At 70.6% G+C, this 21,292-nt stretch carries 18 protein-coding genes and 1 pseudogene; 11 read left to right on the plus strand and 8 right to left on the minus strand.

Annotated features, from left to right (window positions below):
• Positions 1-163 precede the first annotated feature (163 nt).
• Complete coding sequence (locus tag ASD19_RS09810) at positions 164-3,184, plus strand: Eco57I restriction-modification methylase domain-containing protein (RefSeq protein WP_162246664.1); 3,021 nt, start codon at positions 164-166, stop codon at positions 3,182-3,184.
• A gap of 249 nt (positions 3,185-3,433) precedes the next feature.
• On the opposite strand, the gene ASD19_RS14400 is transcribed toward ASD19_RS09810, so the two are convergent.
• From ASD19_RS14400 to ASD19_RS09835, 6 genes are all read right to left on the minus strand, one after another.
• Complete coding sequence (locus ASD19_RS14400; RefSeq protein WP_156377170.1) at positions 3,434-3,610, minus strand: hypothetical protein; 177 nt, start codon at positions 3,608-3,610, stop codon at positions 3,434-3,436.
• Positions 3,611-3,724: 114 nt separating this feature from the next.
• Positions 3,725-4,174, minus strand: a complete 450-nt coding sequence (locus tag ASD19_RS09815; protein ID WP_055991897.1) for a hypothetical protein — start codon at positions 4,172-4,174, stop codon at positions 3,725-3,727.
• Positions 4,171-4,440, minus strand: coding sequence for a hypothetical protein (locus tag ASD19_RS09820; RefSeq protein WP_055991900.1), 270 nt, complete (start codon positions 4,438-4,440; stop codon positions 4,171-4,173). Before ASD19_RS09820 ends, ASD19_RS09815 begins: the two co-directional genes overlap by 4 nt.
• Positions 4,440-5,153 carry a hypothetical protein gene (locus ASD19_RS09825; protein WP_055991903.1) on the minus strand — a complete coding sequence of 238 codons (714 nt, stop codon included), beginning with the start codon at positions 5,151-5,153 and terminating at the stop codon, positions 4,440-4,442. The genes ASD19_RS09820 and ASD19_RS09825 overlap by 1 nt, the downstream gene beginning before the upstream one ends.
• A 201-nt stretch (positions 5,154-5,354) precedes the next feature.
• Positions 5,355-5,618 (minus strand): hypothetical protein, encoded by a 264-nt coding sequence (locus tag ASD19_RS09830; protein WP_055991906.1) that lies wholly within the window; start codon positions 5,616-5,618, stop codon positions 5,355-5,357.
• A gap of 796 nt (positions 5,619-6,414) precedes the next feature.
• Entirely contained in the window at positions 6,415-8,004 is a 1,590-nt protein-coding gene (locus ASD19_RS09835) for a recombinase family protein (protein WP_156377171.1), read from the minus strand.
• Between the two features lie 35 nt (positions 8,005-8,039).
• Here ASD19_RS09835 and ASD19_RS09840 point away from each other — a divergent pair.
• From ASD19_RS09840 to ASD19_RS09875, 8 genes and pseudogenes are all read left to right on the plus strand, one after another.
• Positions 8,040-8,945, plus strand: a pseudogene (locus ASD19_RS09840) (CpaF family protein); the annotation flags it as partial.
• Positions 8,942-9,802, plus strand: coding sequence for a type II secretion system F family protein (locus tag ASD19_RS09845; protein ID WP_055991912.1), 861 nt, complete (start codon positions 8,942-8,944; stop codon positions 9,800-9,802). The pseudogene ASD19_RS09840 and the gene ASD19_RS09845, both read left to right, overlap by 4 nt.
• Entirely contained in the window at positions 9,799-10,737 is a 939-nt protein-coding gene (locus ASD19_RS09850) for a type II secretion system F family protein (protein ID WP_055991915.1), read from the plus strand. Before ASD19_RS09845 ends, ASD19_RS09850 begins: the two co-directional genes overlap by 4 nt.
• A gap of 45 nt (positions 10,738-10,782) precedes the next feature.
• Entirely contained in the window at positions 10,783-10,971 is a 189-nt protein-coding gene (locus ASD19_RS14405) for a hypothetical protein (RefSeq protein WP_055992022.1), read from the plus strand.
• Positions 10,971-11,399 carry a TadE/TadG family type IV pilus assembly protein gene (locus ASD19_RS14410; protein ID WP_055992025.1) on the plus strand — a complete coding sequence of 143 codons (429 nt, stop codon included), beginning with the start codon at positions 10,971-10,973 and terminating at the stop codon, positions 11,397-11,399. Before ASD19_RS14405 ends, ASD19_RS14410 begins: the two co-directional genes overlap by 1 nt.
• Positions 11,374-11,838: a hypothetical protein gene (locus ASD19_RS09865; RefSeq protein WP_055991918.1), complete on the plus strand. Its 465-nt coding sequence runs from the start codon at positions 11,374-11,376 to the stop codon at positions 11,836-11,838. The genes ASD19_RS14410 and ASD19_RS09865 overlap by 26 nt, the downstream gene beginning before the upstream one ends.
• On the plus strand, positions 11,835-12,263 hold the full coding sequence (locus tag ASD19_RS09870) for a pilus assembly protein TadG-related protein (protein WP_055991921.1): 429 nt from the start codon (positions 11,835-11,837) through the stop codon (positions 12,261-12,263). Before ASD19_RS09865 ends, ASD19_RS09870 begins: the two co-directional genes overlap by 4 nt.
• Before the next feature lie 155 nt (positions 12,264-12,418).
• Positions 12,419-13,591, plus strand: coding sequence for a PHP domain-containing protein (locus ASD19_RS09875; protein WP_200941102.1), 1,173 nt, complete (start codon positions 12,419-12,421; stop codon positions 13,589-13,591).
• A gap of 356 nt (positions 13,592-13,947) precedes the next feature.
• Here ASD19_RS09875 and ASD19_RS09880 read toward each other — a convergent pair whose 3' ends face one another.
• A complete protein-coding gene (locus tag ASD19_RS09880; RefSeq protein ID WP_055991924.1) occupies positions 13,948-15,267 on the minus strand; it encodes an MFS transporter in 1,320 nt (439 codons plus the stop codon).
• Positions 15,268-15,357: 90 nt separating this feature from the next.
• Here ASD19_RS09880 and prfB point away from each other — a divergent pair, with 90 nt between their 5' ends.
• Complete coding sequence (gene prfB / locus ASD19_RS09885) at positions 15,358-16,467, plus strand: peptide chain release factor 2 (protein ID WP_055991927.1); 1,110 nt, start codon at positions 15,358-15,360, stop codon at positions 16,465-16,467.
• A 323-nt stretch (positions 16,468-16,790) separates the two neighbouring features.
• On the opposite strand, the gene ASD19_RS09890 is transcribed toward prfB, so the two are convergent.
• Complete coding sequence (locus ASD19_RS09890) at positions 16,791-20,258, minus strand: bifunctional proline dehydrogenase/L-glutamate gamma-semialdehyde dehydrogenase (protein WP_055991930.1); 3,468 nt, start codon at positions 20,256-20,258, stop codon at positions 16,791-16,793.
• Between the two features lie 102 nt (positions 20,259-20,360).
• Here ASD19_RS09890 and ASD19_RS09895 point away from each other — a divergent pair, with 102 nt between their 5' ends.
• A complete protein-coding gene (locus ASD19_RS09895) occupies positions 20,361-21,287 on the plus strand; it encodes a LysR family transcriptional regulator (RefSeq protein WP_055991933.1) in 927 nt (308 codons plus the stop codon).
• The last annotated feature ends 5 nt before the right edge of the window (positions 21,288-21,292 follow it).

Genomic DNA, 21,292 nt, shown 5'->3' on the forward strand with positions numbered 1-21,292 from the left:
AGCGCGACTGGACCGCGGCGAGATCGATCACCGCTGCAGGTCCGTGTCGCACCGTTAGCCTGCGAGGGTTCACTACGCTCACTTGAAGGGTCGTTCCGACCAGCCCTGTGGGGCGGCGCCACAAGGCCGCGGATCGACTTTCGATGACTCCTGGGAGATGGACTTGGCAAGAGCGGCAGATGTACGCGAACTCGTTGCAGGGCTGGTAGACACCCCGCCGTTCCCTGACCGCCTGCGGGCACTCGTAGACAGCTTTCGCGAGAGCGCGCGGAGCTATCGGTCGGCCGACTACAAGGAGATGGCCCTTCGTTCCGAGTTCCTCAATCCCCTACTGGAGGAGCTTGGTTGGGACCCCGTCAACAGTCTCAGATCATCGTTTATCGATCGCGAGGTGATTCAGGAGGCAAGCGTCACCGTCGACGGCCGAACGAAGGCACCCGACTACGGGTTCTACACCGATGGTCGTCCGCGGTTCTTCATGGAAGCCAAGCGACCGTCCGTCAATATCGAGACTGACCGCGCCCCCGCCTACCAGCTCCGCCGGTACTGCTGGACAGCGGATCTGCCCTATGGGCTCGTGACGGACTTTGAAGAGTACGCCATCTATGACTGTCGGAGGCCGCCCGAGCCGGCGGACAGTGCACTGGTAGGGCGGATCGCCTACTTCACAATCGATGAGCTTGAAGACAACTGGCCGCTACTGCACGGCATGTTTGGTCGCACAAACGTGGGCGATGGTGTCCTGGAGCTGCTGGCAGCGGAAGCACCGGCCCCCAAGGGAACTCGGACGATCGATTCGGCGTTCCTTGACGAAATTCGAGGCTGGCGCCGAACGCTCGCGACTGACATTGCGACACGAAATCCAGCCCTGACAAACCTCGAGGTTAGCTCCGCGACGCAAACGCTCATTGACCGCATCGTTTTCCTCAGAGTCGCGGAGGCCCGCGGCTTGGAGGTCGAAGGCACTCTTCAGCGCGCGCTGGAAGAACCAAACGTGTATGGCCGCCTACTCACGATCTTCAAGCGCGCTGACGACCGTTACAATTCCGGGCTATTTCACCTGAACGGCGGCGAGGATGACCCGCGACGAGACGCAATAGGCCTCAGTATCGAAGTCGCGGACACTGTTCTGCGCACGATCATAGGAAGGCTCTACTTCCCGGAACCGTATGAGTTCTCCGTCATGCCCGCCGACATCCTCGGACGAATCTATGAGCAGTTTCTTGGCGAGCGGATCGTCGTCGGCGATGATCGGTCCGTCCGAGTCGAACTAAAGCCAGAGTATCGAAAATCATCCGGCGTCTATTACACGCCGTCACCAGTCGTAGAGTTTATAGTCAAGGAGACACTTGGGCGGTTGCTAGAGGGCAAGACGCCGGCGAGCCTACGAAAGACAGGATTCGCCGTGGTGGATCCCGCGTCCGGGAGCGGGTCGTTCCTGATCGCCGCGTACCGGTTCCTCCTCGACTGGCACCGCGACCACTGGGCCGCGCAGACCGCTAACAGCAAGAAGTTTCTTGAAGTAGGGCTGGACGGTAAGCCTCGGGTGAACTCCCGAGAGCGGAAGCGAATCCTTCTCGACTACATCTTCGGTGTCGACATTGACCCGCAGGCGGTTGAGGTTACGAAGCTATCCTTGCTACTAATGGTGATTGAGGGGCAAGCGCAACTGGAGTTCGAAATTGGCCGAATCCTCCCGGACCTCGACCGCAACATTCTGTGCGGAAATAGTCTCGTCGACCACGACTTCCCGGTGCCTCTCGGGGCGAGCGCCGAGGAGGTGCTGGCGTACAACCCGTTCTCATGGCGCGATAGCTTTCCGGCGGTGTTTAAACGTGGCGGATTCGATGCGGTGATCGGCAACCCGCCCTATCTCAACGTCGATTCGACCTGGGGGCGCCACGACCCGAGGCTCGCATACTTGCGCACTGCGTACTCCGAGGTATACACGGATAAGACCGACCTTCTCTTTTACTTCTTGAAGAAGGCTGCTGACATTTGCCGCGGCGAGTCGGCTTTTATCGTCTCAAGATCGTTCCTTGAGGGCGACAAAGCTCGCAAGCTGAGAGGCTGGGTCGCCAAGAATTCGAAAGTTCGGTCAGTGACGGACTTCAGGCATGCCTTGGTATTCCCCAAGGTTGGCATTAATACCGCGATCATTCAGTTGACGAAGAGCGCTGCGGTAAAGAACACGCGGTTCGCGCGATTCCGCCACACCGGTCTGCGCCCTGGGTACACGGACGCATACCTTCGGGACGCAAAGAACTTCTCCACGGTGGAAGTGCCTACTAAAGCGCTCGGCTCGGAGGCCTGGAACTTTGGCGACGCAGAGGTCCAAAGAATCCTCGCAAAAATGGACGCTGCCGGGACGAAGGTTGGCGAGGTGCTGCATATCGGGCAGGGAATGCAAACGGCAGCGAACAGTGCCTTCGAGTTTGAGGCGAGCCACGGGCGGATGGAAGCGTTGCGGGCGGAGGGGCTCCTGTATGAGCGTGCTCGAAACTCGGACATCCATGCCTATTATATCGGGCACTCTCGTGTGCACATGCTTTATCTGGAGGGTGCGAAGTCTTTCGGAACCCTGCCAGCGGATGTGCGAGCGCATCTAGAGGATCGGAAAGCGGTCCTTACTCAGAGGGCTGCGTTCGTTCGTGGAAACTGTGAGTGGTGGCGGTATTCTTGGCCGCTCCACAAGGAGTACTTTGGTCGTGCGAGGATTCTTAGCCCCTATCGATCGGCGACGAATCGATTTGCGCTCGACGAAGAGGCCTCGTTTATCGGAATTACGGATACCACCGTGCTATATGACAATGGTCAGCCAGAAGATCTTCGGTACATTCTTGGACTCCTGAATACACGCATTCTTACCGCCAGGTTCAGATTCATCGGGAAGTTGCTGGGTGGCGGAGTCCTGGAGTACTACGAGAACACCGTCTCCCGTCTGCCGATCGTTCGCTCCGAGCCTGGCGAAGAGGTCCATGACCGCATTGTGAATCTGGTTCGGCGAGCAGAGGAGGCCGAGGCGGTTCTTCGGACGTCGCTGGTCGGAAGTGAACTTGAGGCAGCGCGCGCTGAGAGACAATCGTGCACGGATGAGATTGAGCATCTCGTCGCTGGGCTTTTCGGCCTGACTGAGGGGGAAAGACGCGTGCTTGAGGAGTACGCGGACGCGCGTGTGGCGTAGCAACGATGTGAGCTCGGCGATTCGAGAACCCCAGACTTGCGCGCGTACGGAATTGCTATGCCGCTCCGGGACAGAGGGCGTAGGGGGAGGGGAGGGGTCCCCCGGGCCTCCGTCCGTTGGCGCCGGGCGTCTAGGGTGCGCGTCGCGCGCTGGTGCTGCAAGGCCTGGAAGTCCTGGCAATCGCACGCGCAGTCGCCATGCGCATAGTCGCCGCGCAGCTGTTCGCCGTGCTGAGGCTGGGAAGCTCGGTCAGGTTCCGTCGTCCTCGTAGATGCTGAGTTCGTCGGCGTCGAGCAGGGGCAACAGGTCGCCGATGGTGGCTTCGCCCGCGCCGGTCTCGGTGCCGACGTAGAGCGTTGAACGTATGTCGCTGATCGTGCGTCCGCCGACGTAGATGCCGGGCTTGCGCGCCTGATGCTGTGTCATAGCTACTTTGGAGGATTGGGCCGGGGCTCCTTCACGGTGCTGAGAGGGAGCCCCGGCCTTGCGGTTAGGGGTTGGTATCGGCTCGCGACCTGACGTGGCGGACGGCGATCTGAGTTACGCCTTCCGCCTGCGCGGGAGGCTGCTGCGCCCCGCGCATCCGTCGCACGTGATGTAGCGCGCGGGCTTGGGCCCTCGGGGCGCGGGTGTGAACGCTGCGCAGTGCCAGCAAGCGATCGAGTAGCGCGGGTTGCGGCGGCGGGCGGAATCGACGGGTCTGCGTGCTTCGCTGAGGGCGCCGGCGACGAAGCGCGCTGCCGCGCGTTCGTTCTGGTGCCATGCGCCGAGGTACCGCGCGATGATGAAGGCTGCCTGCTCGGCCGCCGTCAGGGCGTGCCATGTGGCGACCGGGGTGGATCCGAGCAGGGTGGGACCGGGAATGCAGCTGTGATCGATGAAGGTGGCGAGGAGCGGGCGCCAGCGTCTTGCGACCTCGTTGGCGCGGTCCTTGCCCACGAGGGCACGCAGTTCGGCGCGCGTGGTGGGCGGCTGTGTCGTTCGCTTCATCGAGTCCGCCTGCCTCGGGCGGCTCGTGCGGCAGTGACGGCCCGTTCGATGATGTCTCGGTCCTCGGCGGCCTTCTTCTTCTGCGCGATGAGGGAGCGCCGAAGGTCTGCGAGCATCTGGGCGGGGGTGATCCCTTGGGCTCGGGCTTGCGTCTCGATTTGCGCGCGCGTGCGCGGGTCGAGAGCGTCGAGCTGCTCGGGCGGGAGCTGGGTGTCCTCGACGATCTTGCGAGTGATCTGGTGGATGCGTTCGTAGTTGAGGGCCATCAGCGGATCACCAGTCCTCGTGCCATGCGGCGCTTCAGCGCGTCGGGGATCTCTCGCTCGCCGGTTTTCGGGTCAACGATCTCGCCGTTCTCGCTGGTGTGCTTTGCCGTGAGGTCTTCGGGGAACTCGTTGACGACGGTGCCGAGCTGATCGAGCAGCTCGCGAAGCGCGGAGTCTGGCGAGACGGCGAATGCGAAGGGCTGGCGGGAGCGCCAGGTGCCGGAGGCCTTCGGGTCCCATCCGGCGAGCTTGAACGCCGTCTCTCGTTCCGGGAGCGCCGCGGTCAGCTCGGCATAGGCCTTCGTTGCCCTGGCCTGAGCGTCCGCGGCCGTGGCCTGTGCGGTGCTCAGCAGCTCGGACCGGTCGCCGCGGCGGTAGGCCTGAACCGCCTCGTCGAACGCGATCAGCGCGGCGCGGCTGGCGGCGGTCTGCTTGGCGAGCGCCGCGTTGGCCTTCGCGACCTGGCGGCGCGCCTTGGCGACGTCGTTGGCGGTGGCATCGCCGACCGCCTCGGCTTCCGTGGTTTCCTTCAGGGCGCGGTTGGCCTCGCGCACGACCGCCTGCGCGGCACGGCCCTTCTCATTCTCAGCGAGCCACTTGGCCCTCAGGGCCTCAGCGTTGGCAAGTCGGACGAGGGTGTCGTCGGGCATGTCGTTGCCGAAGGAGTAGTTAGCGATGCCTTCCCAGGCGTTGTAACGACGGGGATCGCTCATCGGTTACCTTTCGGGGTCACCCGCTCCCGCGGGGTGCTGGCAGGGCACCAGCAGGTCGAGGAAAGTCAGGGGCGCACCCGCCGAGGGCCAGAGGCGACGGGTGCGCGTGGCGCGCGCCATTGCGCGCCGTACCGGCCGCCCCAGGAGGCGGGCGGTCGGCAGCGGGGAGGCCCGAGATCTCCGCCGCGTGCAGTGGAGCGCCTACGGCGTGCCGCCGCGGCGGCGGGGCGCGAGCGACTCAGCCAACTGCTCGGCGCGCCGCTCCACTGACTGAAGCGCCGCGTGGGGATCGGACGCGGTGCGGGCTGCGTGCGCGATGCGTGCCAGGTCGAGCGCGGCGGCCACAGCGGCGGCCGCCTTGCGCTCCTTGTGACGCCGCTGGCGGCACGCGGCCGAGCAAGTCAGGGCGGTTGAACGAGTGGCGGTGAAGCGCTGTCCGCAGGCGTCGCATTCGACGGTGTACATGAAGCGGTGCCCTCCGCAGATCCGTGACTGACACATGGAGGCAAAAAGAGAGGGCCCGGCATCATCGCCGGGCCGGAGGGAGGCGCCCGGCCGCGTCGGCGGCACGGCCACGGGCGTTCGACCCCTCACAGATATAGAGGGCCAGAGTGCTCAGATCTGCTCGCGTGCGGGCGCCGGAGCGGCGGCGCGCCGTGTGAACGCCGAGAGGGGGCAAAGGGGGCACGAAAACGTGCCCCCTCCCTATTACCGCCTATAGGAAAGTCCGTCCTATACACCTAATAGGGAGGGGGCACCATATTGTGCCCCTCGTGCCCCCTCCCGGCGCCTGGCGCGCGAAACGCTAGCCGAAGAGGCGCAAGAGGTCGGCGAGCATCGACAGCAGCTCTGCGGGGTCCACCCCGCCTACTGCTCGCGCTGGGTTGATGCCCAGCACCCACGTGTGCACGCGCGGCCATAGGACCACACAGCGTTGCCAAAGGCTGCGCAGCGCGCGGAGAAGGGAAGGACCGTTAGCGGGGAAGCGGTATCTGCTCAGACCACCCCACCCCTGCGGCGGGTGCCAGGCGAGCCGCGGGTTTTCGGCGCGACGACGACCTAGAGGGAGTGACGGGCTATCGTCGCCGCATGGACGACGGACTAGACGCGCCCCGTTGCGCTGCTTGTCGCACGGTGCTCCACCCGGTCTCGGGTGGCGCCGGTTGGCGGTGTCGTGGCTGCGGGATCACCTACACGGAGACAGCAATCGTGCGCATGCACGACGAAGCCCCGCCTCAGATGTGAGACGGGGCCCGGCGACCTATGCGGGCGCGTTCTCGTAGGGGTCGGGCTCGCCAACCCAGATCAGTTTCATGCGCTCCTTCGGGTCGAAGCGGGCGCCGTGGTAGGGCGCGGGCTTCACGACGACGCGCTTAATCGCGAGGCGGAGAAGAGCGCGGGCTTCGAGCACGTCGGCTCCCTCGATTGCCGGAAGCGACAACTCCGGGTCCAGTAGTGCGCCCAGGTCCGCCTCCGGCTTCGGCAGCTCAGCGATCCGCGCCTGAGTCGACGCGATGCGCTCGGCAATGGCCGACGTGATGCGGGCGTGGCGCTCGCCGTCGAGTGTGCCACGCACGTAGTAGTCGTCGTCGGCGGAGGCCATGCGGGCGCGGAGGTCGGCAAGCTGGGCCGTCAGCTCTTCGCGCTCGCGGATCGGAGCGGGGTCGTTCTTCGCCAGCCAGCGGTCCGCGACAGCGGCGAGGATCGGCGAGTCGGGGTCGAAGGTCGCCAGCCCGTAAGCCCATTCACGCTTCACGTATCGATCCAGCGTGCGGATTGCAACGTTCAGCGGCCCCTCACACGGATCACGGTCGACAAAGCGCTTGCGGCAGCGATAAGCGTTGCCGAAGCTACTGGCGGAGCGGCCACAAGTCGCGCACCTGACCATCCCGCCGCCGAGCAGCGACTCAGGGAGTCGACGCGGCACCCCCTGGCCGCGCCCCCAGCGGGTGTAGCGCGATGCGAGTTCTTCGAGCAACCGCTGGCGCTCGCCCTCCGATACGATCGGCGCGAAACCCTCAGCCATAAGGGAGACCGTCTCTCCCGTGTCCGGGTGACGGAACGGCGCGGTAACGCGGGGCTCGTGGTAGCCCTTGTTTCCGCGGGTCAACGTCTCGGGCTGGAGCCCGGCCAGGACGGGGGAGCGGATGGCGAGGCTCATAGTCGAGGTGCGCCACACCTCGCCGCCCTTGCGTGTTGGCACGCCGCGACGGTTCCAATCCCGGGCAATGTCGGCCAGCGTCTCGCCGCTCAGCACGCGGTCGCAAAGTTCGCGCACCAGCGGCGCCTCGGTCGGGTGCGGGCGCAAGTGCCGGTCGTCGTCCAGCTCGTAGCCCCAGGGCCGAGGTCCGCCGAGCCACTTCCCTTCGAGCCGCTGCATATCCTTCTTCGCGCTCACCCGAAGGGAAGTGTTCGCGCTCTCTGCGCGTGCCTGTTCAGACACAACGACGATGACCATGCGATGACCGGGCACCGTCGAGTCGAGCGAGTCTTTCAGGAAGAAAAGACGGCCGCCCGCGGCGTCGATCTCGTCGAGTGCGGTGCCCACCTGCCCCGCGCCCTGACGGCTGAGACGGTCGAGCTTCCAGACGGCAAGCGTGCCAACCTCGCCAGCGGTCAGCGCTTCGAGCGCGGAGTCGAAGCCGGGGCGGCGGACGCTTCGGATGTAGCCCGACTTCCCGGCGTCGGTCCACACGCGCCGCACGGTCAGCCCCTCGCGAGCAGCCCACGCCCGAAGGTCGTGTTCCTGTCGCTCGATCGAGTCCTTGCCCTCGCGGTCGATGGAGAGGCGAAGATACAGGTCGACCAGTGTTCGCGGGTCGGCCCCAATGCTCTGAACCAACGTACTCACGGCACTACAGTCTAGAGTGGCGTACCGTTCAGGGAGTCGAGGAGCTCTGGATCAACGCCCCGGACAAGGTGTTCGTCGCGCGCGGCGGGGTGTCCGAGCGGGTGCCGGTGCAGCTCACCGATGCGTCGGTGCGGGACCTGGTGGAGCGCATGCTCCACGCCACCGGGCGGCGCGTGGACCTGAGCCAGCCGTTCGTCGACGCGTCGCTGCCGGACGGATCCCGCCTGCACGTCGTGATCGGCGGGATCGCCCGGAAGCACTGGGCCGTCAACATCCGGAAGTTCCTCGCGGGGCACCGATCGCTCGACCGCCTCGCCGCGCTCGGATCGCTCACACCGGATGCGGCGCAGCTGCTCCGCGAGGCGATGCGCGACGGCCGCAGCGTGCTGGTCTCGGGCGCGACGCACGCGGGCAAGACGACGCTGCTGGGCGCCCTCGTCGGCGCGAGCCCGGAGGGGCACCGCATCATCACGGTGGAGGAGACGTTCGAGCTCGGCGTCGACGCCCCCGACCTCGTGGCCCTGCAGGGGCGTCAGCCGAGCCTCGAGGGCACGGGCGAGATCACGCTGCGGCGGCTCGTGAAGGAGGCGCTCCGCATGCGGCCCGACCGGCTGGTGGTCGGCGAGGTGCGCGACGCCGAGGCGCTCGATCTGCTGCTCGCGCTCAACACCGGCGTGCCCGGCGCGGCGACCATCCACGCGAACTCGGCGGTGGACGCTCTGGGGCGGCTCGCCGCGCTGCCGCTCCTCGCCGGCCGCAACATCGACCGCGGGTTCGTGCTCCACGCCGTGGCGACGAGCGTCGACCTGGTCGTGCACTGCGAGCGGCTCCCCGACGGCTCGCGCAGGGTGGCGGAGATCGTCGAGCCGACCGGCCGCATCCTGGGCGAGGTCCCGGAGGTGCGGGCGGTGCACCGGGCTCCGGCGGAGGTGCGGGGATGACCGTGCTGTGGGGCGTCCTGCTGGGAGGCGGGCTGCTGCTGACGGTCTCGCCGTGGCTCTGGCCCGTCCGGGAGCGTGCGGAGGGGCGATCGCCGAGGACCGGCGCGATCGGGCGGCTGCTCGCCGGCGCGGGCCTCTCGCATGTGCCCGAGAAGGTCGTGGTGCTGGCGTGCGCCGGATGCGCCCTGCTGTCCGCGGCGGTGGCCTGGCTGGCCACGGCCGTCCCCGCGCTCGCCCTGCTCGCGCTCGCCGCGGGCGCCGCCGCGCCGATCGCGTGGCTGCGGGCCCGGCGCTCGCGGCTCATCCGGGCCCGGCGGGCGCTGTGGCCGGACGTGTGCGATCTCCTCATCGCGTCGGTGCGGGCGGGGATGTCGCTGCCCGATGCGATCTCGAGCCTGGCGGTCTCCGCGCCGCCGACGCTGCGGGCGGCGTTCGGGCGCTTCGAGCGCGACATGACCGCCTCCGGGCACTTCGACTCCAGTGCGGACCGCCTGAAGGCGGCGCTCGCCGACCCGATGGCCGACCGGATCGTGGAGACGGTCCGGATGGCGCGGCAGGTGGGAGGCACCGAGCTGGTGCCTGTGCTCCGGGCGCTGTCGGCCTCCGTCCGGGCCGATGCCGCGCTGCGGGCCGAGGTGGAGTCCCGCCAGTCGTGGACCAAGGGCGCCGCCGTGCTCGGCGTCGTCGCGCCGTGGGTGATCCTGGCGCTGCTCGCGCTGCGTCCCGAGGGCGCCGAGGCGTACTCGAGCCCGGCCGGCGTCGTGCTGATCGTCGGCGGGGCCGTGGTGTCCTTCGTCGCGTACCGCGTGATGATCCGCATCGGCCGCCTCCCCGAGCCGAGGCGGTGGTTCGCGTGACGTGGGCGACGGATGCCGCGCTCGCGGTGCTGCTCGGCGGCGCTCTGGGAGCGGGCATCTGCCTGCTGCTCGTGCTGATCCCGCGCATCGGCGCGCCCTCGCTCTCTCGCCGGATCGCGCCGTACATCCGCGACGTGACGGATCCGGCGGGAACGACGGCCTGGAACCTGCTCGGGCCCGGCACGACCGCGTTCGACTGGCGGGCGGTGGCGGATCGCGTCGCACGGTGGGCCGTGCGGCTCCTGGGCACATCGGACACGCTCATGATCCGGCTGGCGCAGGCGGGGCGTCCCGTCGATCCGGCCGCGTTCCGCGCCCGCCAGCTCGCCTGGGGAGTCGCCGGGCTCGCCGTCGGCGCCGTGGCCGTCGTCGGGCTCGCGCTCGCCGGGTCGTTCAGCGGTCCGAGCCTCCTGCTGCCGCTCGTGGGCGGCGCGGCGGGCGTGCTGCTGTGCGACCTGCTGCTCACGAGCCAGGCGAGGGCGCGCACCGCCCGCATCGCCGACGAGCTTCCGACCGTGCTCGAGTTCCTGGCGCTGTGCCTCGCCGCGGGCGAGGGCATCCTCGACAGCCTGCGCCGCGTCGGAGCCGTCGGCTCCGGGGAGCTCACCGCCGAGCTGCGCGCCGTCGTGCTCGACGTCGGAACGGGATCGAGCCTTCCCGACGCGCTCGCCGCGATGTCGCGCCGCCTCCAGGTGCCGGCGCTCTCTCGCGCGGTGGAGCACATCGTGGCCGCGCTCGACCGCGGCGCGCCGCTCGCGCAGGCGCTGCAGGCGCAGGCGTCGGACGCCCGCGAGGACGCCAAGCGCTCGCTGATCGAGACCGCGGGGCGCAAGGAGATCCTCATGCTCCTGCCTCTGGTGTTCGGCCTGCTGCCGCTGAGCGTCGTGTTCGCGGTGTTCCCCGGCGTGTTCATGCTGCGGCTCGGGATCGGATGACCCGGGCCGCCGTTCGAGATGAAGGAGACGGACATGGAGAGACTGATGGAGCGGGCGCTCGTGCGTGCCCGGACGGCGTGGGGAGACCTCTGCGACGACGAGCGCGGCGACGTCCCGGGCTGGGTGCTCATCACCCTCATGACGGCCGGCTTGGTCGTGGTGATCTGGGCGCTTGCGGGTCCCGCGCTGTCGGGGCTGTTCGAGCAGGCGATCTCGCGCGTGTCCGGACTGTGATCGCGCGGCCCGCCACCCGGCACGCGCGGGGCCTCGGCTTCGCGCCGGCGGGGGAGGCCGAGCGCGGCTCGGGCCCCGCCGAGTTCGTGCTGGTCGGGGGGCTGCTGACGCTGCTCACGCTCGCGGTGATGCAGCTGGGCCTCGCGGTCTACGTGCGCAACGTCGTCCACGACGCTGCGGTGGAGGGCGCTCACCATGCGGCGCTCGCCGATGCCGCGCCGGGCGACGGCGCCGAACGCGCCAGGCTCGTGATCTCGCGGGCGGTCGGCGCGCAGTATGCGGAGGACATCGCGGCCTCGCGGACCACGACCGGGGGTGTGCCGTCGCTCGCGATCACGGTGCGCACGACGCTGCCGCTGATCGGACTCCTCGGAGTGCCCGCCGGGCTGGAGGTGACGGCCAGTGCGCCGCTCGAATCGCTGCCGTGACGCCGCACGGCGGCTGCGCAGGCTGATCGCGGACGATGCGGGCTCGGCGGCGCTGGAGTTCCTGACGGTCGGCGTGCTGATGCTCGTGCCGCTGACCTACCTCGTGCTCGCGCTGGGGCAGATCCAGTCCCAGACGCTGGGAGTGGAGTCGGCCGCGCGATTCACCGCCCGCGTGATCGCGTCCGGTCCCGCGGCGGGCGACCCGGATGCCGTGCTCGCATCCGTCACGCGCGAGTACGGCATCCAGAGCTTCGACGCCGACGTGAGCTGCCGCCCTGCCGGGCCGTGTCCGGCCCCGGGCGGCACCGTGCTCGTCACGGTGACCGCGTCCGTCAAGCTGCCGCTGGTTCCGCCGCTGCTGGGCCTGGACCGCCTGGCCGTCGTCCCGGTCGAAGCCACCGCGGTGCAGAAGGTGTCGCGCTTCTGGGAGGCCGGATGACGGCGGCGCGCTTCGACGTCCGCGGCGACGAGAGCGGCAGCATCCTGCCCCTCACGCTCGGGTACGCCGTGCTCGCGATCGCGCTGATCCTGGTGTGCGTGAACGCCACGTCCCTGTATCTCCCGCAGAAGCGGCTCGACGCGCTCGCCGATGCGGCCGCGCTCGCCGCGGCGGACGGGTTCTCGCTCACGCTCGAAGGCGGCGTGCCGCGCGCCGAGCTGGACGCCGACCGGATGCGCACCCAGGCGCAGTCCGTGATCGACGTCGCGCCGGGCGACGCGGTGCTGGTCGGCGCGTGGACCGCGGACGGCGCCTCGGCACGCGTCACGGTCGCCGGCGCGTGGCATCCGCCGGTGTTCTCGCCGTTCGTTCCGGGCGGCGTGCCGCTGGAGGCGACCGCGACCAGCCGCAACGCGCTCGACTGAGGCGGGTCAGCGGCGCCGTCGCGGGTGATCGTGGCCCGGAGGAAGCCCCGCGTTCCCCGCCCGTTCAGCGGGCGGCCACGCCGATCGGCGAAGGTCGCAAGGCCGCCCCCCCCGGCCGGCGCCTTCCGCCCGTCACCCTCCCGGAGAGTTCCCCCATGCCCGACCCCATCCTGCCCACCCACCTTCCTCGCTGGGCCGACCCGGCGATCCCCGAGGCGTCCCTCGACGCGCAGGGCGCCTCCCGCCGCTCGTTCCTCCGCGGAGTCGGCATGGCCGCCGGCCTCGCGCTCGCGAGCAGCGTCCTGCCTCTCGCCGCGCCCGCGGCCGCCGCGAGCGCCCGCCGCGGCGACCCCGAGCTCGCCTGGCTCGTGGGAGATCACCACGTGCACTCGCGGTACAGCCACGACGCCAAGTACGACTTCGACCAGCTCGCCCGGAAGGGCGCCGAGTACGGCCTCGACTGGATGGCGTTCACCGAGCACAGCAACCACGGCAACGCCGCCAAGGGCGCCGCCGCCGAGCACGCCGAGATCATGGCGGCCCGCGCCCGCAACCCGCGGCAGCTCATCTTCCAGGGCCTGGAGTGGTACATCCCGGCCGCCGAGCACGGCACGGTCCTGGTGGCTCCGGGCCGCAACGAGGTCGAGCTGCTGCGCGAGTTCCAGCGCCGCTGGGACGGCAAGCTCAACGGCTGGGCCGCCGACCTCCCCGAGAACGAGGCGCGCGCCGTGGCGGCGCTGGAGTGGCTCGGCGAGCAGCGGGCCGCGTCGTTCGTCGACGACGTGCTGGTCCTCGCCAACCACCCCTCCCGCCTCGGCATCGACTCGCCGCACGAGATCCGCGCCTGGCGCGACGCCGCCGACGGCATCTGCGTCGGAATGGAGGGCGCGCCCGGCGCCTCTCGATCACCTCCAACTCCGACAATCACCGCACGATCTGGGACACGTGGCGCGACGGCGACATGCCCGCCGGCGAGAGCTTCGACTCCCTCGGCTGGAAGCCGAGCCCGACCGACACCGGCGTTCCGCAGCCCGGCAGCGACTTCTGGCCGGGCGAGTTCAGCCGGACGCACGTCGGCGTCGCGCGCCACGGGTACCTCGAGGTCATGGACGCACTGCGTCGCGGGCGCGTCTGGGACGATCACGGCCACCTCGTGGACGCGCTCGACGTCCGCGTCGTCGCCGAGGGCGACCGCGGACCCGGGGTCACGCTGGGCGGGCGCCTCGCCGCCGCGCGGGGCGAGCGGATCGAGCTCCGCATCACCGTCCGCACCGCCAGCCGGCCGAACCCAAAGGGCGTCCTGCCGCAGCTCGGGCACCTCGACGTGATCCGCGGCGCGGTGACGGGCGCGGTCGCCGACCGCGACTCCTGGCGCGCGCCGGACACCAAGGTCGTCGAGCGGATCGACACCAGCGGACGCCGCGGCACCTTCGAGCTCCGCCTTCCGCTCGGACGCGCCGCCGAGCCGTTCTACATCCGGCTGCGCGGCAGCGACGGCCGGCGACAGGGGACCGGCTACCTCGGCGCGGCGATCGACCCCCGCCGGTCCGATCACGCACCCGGACAACGAGGGCGACCCCTGGGCCGACACCTGGCTCTACACGAACCCCGTCTTCGTCGACGTCCGCTGAGCCGGTGTCCTCCGCCCTCGCACCGCCGGCGGCGGAGGGGCGGCTGCGGACCGTCAGTCGCGCCCGGGCGTGGGCACGAAGCGCGGCACCCAGCGGATGAACGCGAGGGCGCCCAGCAGGCCGATCGCGCCGATGCCGCCGGCGGCCACCGAGATCGAGGCGACGGCGGTCAGGCCCGACACCAGCAGCGGGCTCAGCGCGCCGCCCGCGTCGGTGATCGTGCGCCACGCGCCGAGGAACGGCGCCGGATCGGTCTTCGGGGCGATGTCGGAGCCGAGCGTCAGCAGAATGCCGCTCGACAGGCCGTTGCCGACGCCGATCACCGTCGCGAAGACGCCGAACCACATCGTCGCGGCGTCGAGCTCGTGCGTGAACGACAGCGCGAACAGGGCCCCGCCCATCAGGATCAGCGCGGGCACGGCCGCCCAGAGCCGGCCGAAGCGGTCCATCACCTGGCCGCTGGCGTAGAACAGCGCGAAGTCGAGCGCGCCCGAGATGCCGACGACCAGCGCGATGGTCGACGAGTCCAGGCCGATCGACACGCCCCACAGCGGCAGCACGGCGGGACGGGAGGCCCGCACGGCCGACAGCGACGCGGCCGCGAGGCCCAGGCGCGAGAGGACCCGCCGGTGGCGCGCCATCGTGCGGAACACGCCGATCCGCTCGGCCGTCGGGATGGAGCCGGTCACGGCCTCGCCGGTGTCCTCGGCCTCCAGCGCCTCGGGGTCCTCCTCCTCGGTCGGCCGCGTCTCGGCGGCGCGCGCCGCGCGATCCGCCGCCTGCTCCGGATCCGGCCCGAACGTCACCAGCAGACCCACCACGACCAGGCAGGCGCCGAAGAACCAGATGCTCGCCTCCTCGTTCTCGAAGATGCCGAGCAGGCCGGCCGCCACGAACGGCCCGGTGAACGCGCCCAGGCGGAACGAGCCGCCGAGCAGCGACAGGGAGCGGGCGCGGTAGGCGAGCGGCACGCGCGTGGTCATGAACGTGTGCCGCGCGAGCGCGAACGCCGAGGCGCAGACGCCGATCAGCAGCACCGACAGCATCAGCACGCCGAGGTGACCAGACAGCAGCATGCCGGCGATCCCGATCAGCGACACCGCCGCAGCCAGGGTCATGGTGTGCCGCTCGCCGATGCGCGACACGAGCCAGCCCGCGGGAAGGTTCCCGACCAGCTGCCCGACCACGAGCATCGCGATCACGAGCGCCGCGGTCGCCAGGTCGGCGCCCAGCTCCCTCGCGATGATCGGGAGCAGGGGCAGGATGGCGCCCTGGCCGACCGAGTACAGCGCCGTGGGCCCGTAGATCATCGGGGCGTAGCGGCGGATGGCCTCCGCGGCCGCGCCGCGCCGGGGATCGGGTGCGCTGGTCATCTCCTGCCACGCTACTCCCGTCTCGCACGGGGCCGGCCGGCGCCCCGGTCCCGCGCGGCACACGGCCGCGCCGCGATAGGCTGGGGCGTCATGCTTGATTACGATCCTTCCGCCGAGATCCAGGCGCTGCGCACCACGTTCGCGAACATCCGAGAGGTGGTCGACGTCGACGGGCTGCGCGCCCAGATCGCGCGGCTCGAGGAGGAGGCGGCGGCCCCCGGCCTGTGGGACGACACCGCCAACGCCCAGAAGGTGACGAGCGCCCTCAGCCACGCCCAGTCCGCCCTCGCGCGCGTCGAGAGCGTCGAACGCCGCCTCGACGACCTCGAGGTGCTCGTCGAGCTCGCGAACGAGATGGGGGACGAGGACTCGGTCGCCGAGGCGAAGAAGGAGATCACGGATCTCGAGAAGGTCATCGGCGACCTCGAGGTCCAGACGCTGCTCGACGGCGAGTACGACGACCGCGGCGCGGTCGTGACGATCCGGTCCGGCGCGGGCGGCGACGACGCGACCGACTTCGCCGAGATGCTCATGCGCATGTACCTGCGCTGGGCCGAGCGCCACAAGTACCCCGTGAAGGTGCTCGACACCTCCTACGCCGAGGGCGCCGGCATCAAGTCGACCACGTTCGAGGTCGACGCCCCGTACGCCTACGGCATCCTGTCGGTCGAGGCGGGCACGCACCGCCTCGCGCGCATCAGCCCGTTCGGCTCGGCCGACAAGCGCCAGACCAGCTTCGCCGCGGTCGAGGTCATCCCCGTGATGGAGGAGGCGCAGGAGGTCGAGATCCCCGAGAGCGACCTGCGCGTCGACGTCTTCCGCTCGTCCGGCCCGGGCGGCCAGTCGGTCAACACCACCGACTCGGCCGTGCGACTGACGCACCTCCCGACCGGCATCGTCGTGTCGATGCAGAACGAGAAGTCGCAGATCCAGAACCGCGCGGCCGCCATGCGCGTCCTGCAGACGCGACTCCTGCTGCTGCAGAAGGAGGAGGAGGCCGCGAAGAAGAAGGAGCTCGCGGGCACCATCACGGCGAGCTGGGGCGACCAGATGCGCTCGTACTTCCTCTACGGCCAGCAGCTCGTCAAGGACCTGCGCACCGGCTTCGAGGTCGGCAACCCGGCGGCCGTCTTCGACGGCGACCTGGACGGCCTCATCAACGCGGGCATCCGCTGGCGCAAGCGCAAGGTCGAGGACTGATCCGTCCTCATCCGGACTTTTCGAGGCCGCCCGTCCCCGAGGCCTTCTCCGCACGTCGCATTCGCGACGCGCGGAGCCTCTGGCCCGTGGGCCCAGGCTGATCCAGCCGCGGGCGGCCTCATCCGTCTCAGGGGGTGACGTCCGTCACATCCGGCCTGTGAGCGGCGGCGTCCGTTCCGGAGACCGGATGGATGGGGCCTGCGTGCCGGATGTGATCACTCGCGCCCCAGCAGTCACACCCGTCCGGTTTTCGGAACGAACGTCGACCCGTACGACCGAGGGGCCGGCGCCATGCGGCGGCCGGCCCCTCGGGGTGCGTCGGATCAGCGGCCCGCGAGCACCGGCACCTCGTAGCGGCGCGGGTTGCCGAAGCGGTGCGCCGAGATCGAGACCGCCTGCTCGTGCAGGAACGGCAGCAGCTCCACGCGACCGGCCGACACGACCGGGCCGTCGTAGACCGCCACGCCAGGCGCGCCGTTCGTGGCCTCGATCACCGCGGCGGTCGAGCCGCCGATCAGGCGGATGCGTCCGCCGGTGACGGCGAGCTCGGCGGCGCGCGCCGGCCAGGACGCGGCGGCCTCCACCGACACGTCGACGCCCTCGGCCGCGAGCCACGACGACACCGCGCGGGGGAGCGGCTCAGACGTGCTCACCGTGATCGCGGCGCCCGTGCGGATGCCGCCCGCGACGACGCGCACGAGCTCGGCCGCGCGGCCGCCCTCGACGCGCACGGTCACCGGGACAGGGGCGTAACGCAGCACGTTCTGCTCGAACTGCAGGCCCTGCACGTCGACCGCCGCGCCGAACTCCTCGCGCCACGCGGCGGCGTCCGTGCGCAGGGCGTCGGTCAGCCAGGCCCGCTCGTCCTCGGCGAGGGCGCCGCCCACCGCGGCGATCACACCGCGGCCGTCGGCGTCCAGCTCGCCGCCCGCGCGCACCGGCGCGTCCGAGAACGTGCCGAGGCCGAACAGGTAGCTCGGGCCGCCGGCCTTGGTGCCCGCGCCGATCGCCGAGCGCTTCCACCCGCCGAACGGCTGACGCTCGACGATGGCGCCGGTCGTGGCGCGGTTGACGTACACGTTGCCGGCCTGGATGCGCTCGAGCCAGCGCCCGACCTCCTCGGCGTCGAGCGAGTGCAGGCCCGACGTGAGCCCGTAGTCGACCGCGTTCACGATGTCGATCGCCTCGTCCAGCGTCTCGGCGGTCATGATCCCGAGCACGGGGCCGAAGTACTCGGTCATGTGGAACTCGCTGCCGGGCTTCACGCCCTCGCGGATGCCCGGGCGCCACAGTCGGCCCTCGTCGTCCAGCTGCTCGGGCTCGACGACCCAGCGCTGGCCCGGCTCGAGGCGGGTCAGGGCGCGGTGCAGCTTGCCCTCGGCGGGCGAGATGAGCGGGCCGATGCGCGACGGCGCCTGCCACGGCAGGCCCACGTCGTAGCCGTCGACCGCGTCCAGCAGCTGACGGCGGAAGCGCTCGGACTTCGCGACCGAGCCGACCAGCACGACCAGCGACGCGGCCGAGCACTTCTGACCGGCGTGTCCGAACGCCGAGTACGCGACGTCCTTGGCGGCGAGGTCCAGATCGGCGCTGGGCGTCACGATGATCGCGTTCTTGCCGCTCGTCTCGGCGAGCAGCGGCAGGTCGGGGCGGAACGAGCGGAACAGCTCGGCCGTCTCGTACGCGCCGGTCAGGATGACCCGGTCGACCCGCGGGTGGGCCACGAGGCGGCGGCCCAGCGAGCCCTCCTCGACCTGCGCCAGGCGCAGCACGTCGCGCGGGACGCCGGCCTCCCACAGGATGTCCGCCAGGACGGCGCCCGAGCGGGCGGCCTGCGGCGCCGGCTTCAGGATGACCGCCGACCCGGCCGCCAGGGCGGCGAGCGTCGAGCCGGCGGGGATCGCTACCGGGAAGTTCCACGGCGGCGTCACGACGGTCAGGCGCACCGGCTCGAAGCGGGCGCCGTCGACCTCGTCGAGGGCGAGTGCCTGCTCGGCGTAGTAGCGCGCGAAGTCGATCGCCTCCGAGACCTCCGGGTCGCCCTGCTCGATGACCTTGCCGGCCTCCGAGCCCATGACCTCGAGCAGCTCGGCGCGATGGGCCTCGAGCGCGTCGCCCACGCGGTAGAGGATCTCGGCGCGGGCCCGGGCGCCCAGGGCGCTCCAGCCCTCGGCCGCAGACGCCGCGCCCGCGACGGTCGCCTCGAGCTCGTCCTCGGTCGCGAGGGTGTGGGCCTTCAGCGTGTCGACGCCCAGCGCCGAGCCCGCCATGCGCGAGCGGATGCCGTCCGCCCACGCGCGGTTGGCCGCGATCGCGGGGTCGCTGTCCGGCGCGTTGACGAAGCCCTGGCCCGGGCCTTCGGCCGGGACGACCGGGGCCGTGCGGTCCTGCACGCGGTTCGGTCCCGGCACCTCGTCGGGCATCATCGCGATCGAGAGCAGGAAGCGGTTGCGCTCGCGCTCGAACAGCGCGGGGTCGCTGTCGAGGTCGAACACGGCCGACATGAAGTTGTCGGAGCTCGCGCCCTCCTCGAGCCGGCGGATCAGGTACGCGATCGCGACGTCGAACTCGTCGGGGTGCACGACCGGCGTGTAGAGCAGCAGCGAGCCCACATCGCGGCGCACGACCGCCGCCTGGGCGGTGGCCATGCCGAGCAGCATCTCGATCTCGATCGACCCGTCGCGCAGGTCGATGCCCCGCTGCTCGGCGAGCAGCTTGGCGAGCGCCACGTCGAACAGGTTGTGGCCCGCGATGCCGAGGCGCACGTTGCGCGTGCGCTCGGGCGTCAGCGCGTAGTCCAGCACGGCCTTGTACGACGCGTCGGAGTGGGCCTTGCTCTGCCACGTGGCGAGCGGCCATCCGTGGGTCTCGGCGTCGACCTGCTCCATGGGCAGGTTGGCGCCCTTCACGACGCGCACCTTGATCGGCGCGCCGCCGGCGGACACGCGCGCGGCGGCCCACTCCTGCAGGTCGATCATGGCGGCGAGGGCGTCGGGCAGGTAGGCCTGCAGCACGATGCCGGCCTCGACGCCGCGGAACCGCTCGCGCTCGAGGATCGTCTTGAAGACCGCGATCGTGAGGTCGAGGTCCTTGTACTCCTCCATGTCGAGGTTGATGAACGTGCCGTTGCGCTGGGCCGTCTCGTACAGCGGCAGGAGCGCGTCGACGGCATGGGCGACGGCGTCGTCGAAGGCCCACGGGCTGTGCGGCGCGACCGTCGAGGAGACCTTGATCGACACGTAGTCGACGTCGTCGCGCTCGATCAGGCGACGCGTGCCGGCGAGGCGCTTCTCGGCCTCGCGCGCGCCCAGGATGGCCTCGCCGAGCAGGTTCACGTTGAGCCGCACGCCCTCGGTGCGGATGGCCCTGAGCGCCGACCCGAGGCGCTCGTCGCGCGCGTCCACGATCAGGTGGCGCACCATCCGGCGCAGCACGGTGCGGGCGATCGGCACCACGATGCCGGGCGCGATGGGCGCCGCGAACCCGCCGAGCGCGATCAGGCCCCGCAGCGGAGCGGGAAGGAAGGTCGGGATGACGGGCGTCAGGCGCTGCAGGTTGCGCGCCGCGACCTTGAGGTCCTCGGGGCGGACGACGCCGTCGACGAAGCCGACGGCGAACTCGAGGCCGTGCGGGTCGCGCAGGACGCCGGCCAGGTTGCGGGCGGCCGCGTCGACCTTCTCGTCGCGGGCGGCGGCGAGCCAGGTGCGGACCTGCGCGACGGCCTGCTCGGCGAGTGCGCCGTCGATGTCGCCGCCGCTGTAGACGGGCGGCGAGGCGAGGGAGGAGCTCATCTGAACTGCCTTTCGGGGGTATGGATCCCTTCAGTGTGCGGCGCGAGGACCGTTCGGGAAAAGCGGATGGATGCGACGGATTCCGTTCGATAGCATTGAACGATGATCGGGACCTGGAGCAGCCACCGCCTGCGACTGCTGCGAGAGCTGCAGCTGCGCGGCACGATCGCCGCCGTCGCCTCGGCGCTGAACTACAGCGCGTCGACCGTCTCGCAGCAGCTGGCGAAGCTCGAGAGCGAGATCGGGACGCCGCTTCTGCGCGCCGACGGCCGGCGCGTCCGCCTCACACCGGCGGGGGAGACCGTGGCCGCGCACGCCGCCCGGGTGCTGGCCCTGGAGGAGGAGGCCCGGGGTGCGCTCGAGCTCACGGCACCGGGGCCGAGCACGGTCAGGGTCGCGGCGATGCAGACCGCGGCGATGGCGCTCGTGCCGCCCGCGCTCGCGCGGATCGAGGCCGAGCATCCGCACGTGCGCGTCGAGATGGTCCTGCTGCCGCCCGAGCAGGGGCTGTTCGAGCTCGAGGCCGGCTCGCTCGACGTGGTCGTGGCCGAGCAGTACGTCGGCCGCACGCGCCCGCACCGCCCGGGGATGGAGCGCACGCTGCTGGGGCGCGACCCGATCGACCTCGTCGTCGCGCAGGACAGCGCCATCCGCTCGCTCGCGGACGCGCGCGAGTCCGCGTGGGTGGTCGAGCCCGAGGGCACGCAGGCGCGGGCCTGGGTGCTGGAGCAGTGCCGCGCCGCGGGCTTCGAGCCGGACGTGCGGTTCGAGGCCGCCGACCTCGTGGCGCACGTGCGGCTCATCGCTTCGGGACGCGCCGTCGGGTTCGTGCCCGGGCTCGCGTTCGACGGGGACGACGCCCCCGTGCGGCGGATCTCCCTGCCCTCCGCGGCGCACCGCGAGGTGTTCCTGGCGTTCCGCTCTTCTTCGCGAGAGGTGCCGGCCGTGACCGCGGTGCGCGGCGCGCTCGCGGCCGCGTTCGCGGACGCCCGTCATCGCGATGACGAGGCCGCCGACGGCGCTCGATAGTCTGG

This window comes from Microbacterium sp. Root53 (assembly GCF_001426925.1).
Lineage (GTDB): Bacteria > Actinomycetota > Actinomycetes > Actinomycetales > Microbacteriaceae > Microbacterium.

What these genes read in the sequence shown, in the direction of transcription:
- ASD19_RS09890 (WP_055991930.1), bottom strand. Translation starts at nt 20,258, where the DNA reads ATGAGCTCCTCCCTCGCCTCGCCGCCCGTCTACAGCGGCGGCGACATC.
- ASD19_RS09870 (WP_055991921.1), top strand. Translation starts at nt 11,835, where the DNA reads ATGACGGCGGCGCGCTTCGACGTCCGCGGCGACGAGAGCGGCAGCATC.
- ASD19_RS09895 (WP_055991933.1), top strand. Translation starts at nt 20,361, where the DNA reads ATGATCGGGACCTGGAGCAGCCACCGCCTGCGACTGCTGCGAGAGCTG.
- ASD19_RS09875 (WP_200941102.1), top strand. Translation starts at nt 12,419, where the DNA reads ATGCCCGACCCCATCCTGCCCACCCACCTTCCTCGCTGGGCCGACCCG.
- ASD19_RS09815 (WP_055991897.1), bottom strand. Translation starts at nt 4,174, where the DNA reads ATGAAGCGAACGACACAGCCGCCCACCACGCGCGCCGAACTGCGTGCC.
- ASD19_RS09825 (WP_055991903.1), bottom strand. Translation starts at nt 5,153, where the DNA reads ATGAGCGATCCCCGTCGTTACAACGCCTGGGAAGGCATCGCTAACTAC.
- ASD19_RS09820 (WP_055991900.1), bottom strand. Translation starts at nt 4,440, where the DNA reads ATGGCCCTCAACTACGAACGCATCCACCAGATCACTCGCAAGATCGTC.
- ASD19_RS14400 (WP_156377170.1), bottom strand. Translation starts at nt 3,610, where the DNA reads ATGACACAGCATCAGGCGCGCAAGCCCGGCATCTACGTCGGCGGACGC.
- prfB (WP_055991927.1), top strand. Translation starts at nt 15,358, where the DNA reads ATGCTTGATTACGATCCTTCCGCCGAGATCCAGGCGCTGCGCACCACG.
- ASD19_RS09880 (WP_055991924.1), bottom strand. Translation starts at nt 15,267, where the DNA reads ATGACCAGCGCACCCGATCCCCGGCGCGGCGCGGCCGCGGAGGCCATC.
- ASD19_RS09830 (WP_055991906.1), bottom strand. Translation starts at nt 5,618, where the DNA reads ATGTACACCGTCGAATGCGACGCCTGCGGACAGCGCTTCACCGCCACT.
- ASD19_RS14405 (WP_055992022.1), top strand. Translation starts at nt 10,783, where the DNA reads ATGGAGCGGGCGCTCGTGCGTGCCCGGACGGCGTGGGGAGACCTCTGC.
- ASD19_RS09845 (WP_055991912.1), top strand. Translation starts at nt 8,942, where the DNA reads ATGACCGTGCTGTGGGGCGTCCTGCTGGGAGGCGGGCTGCTGCTGACG.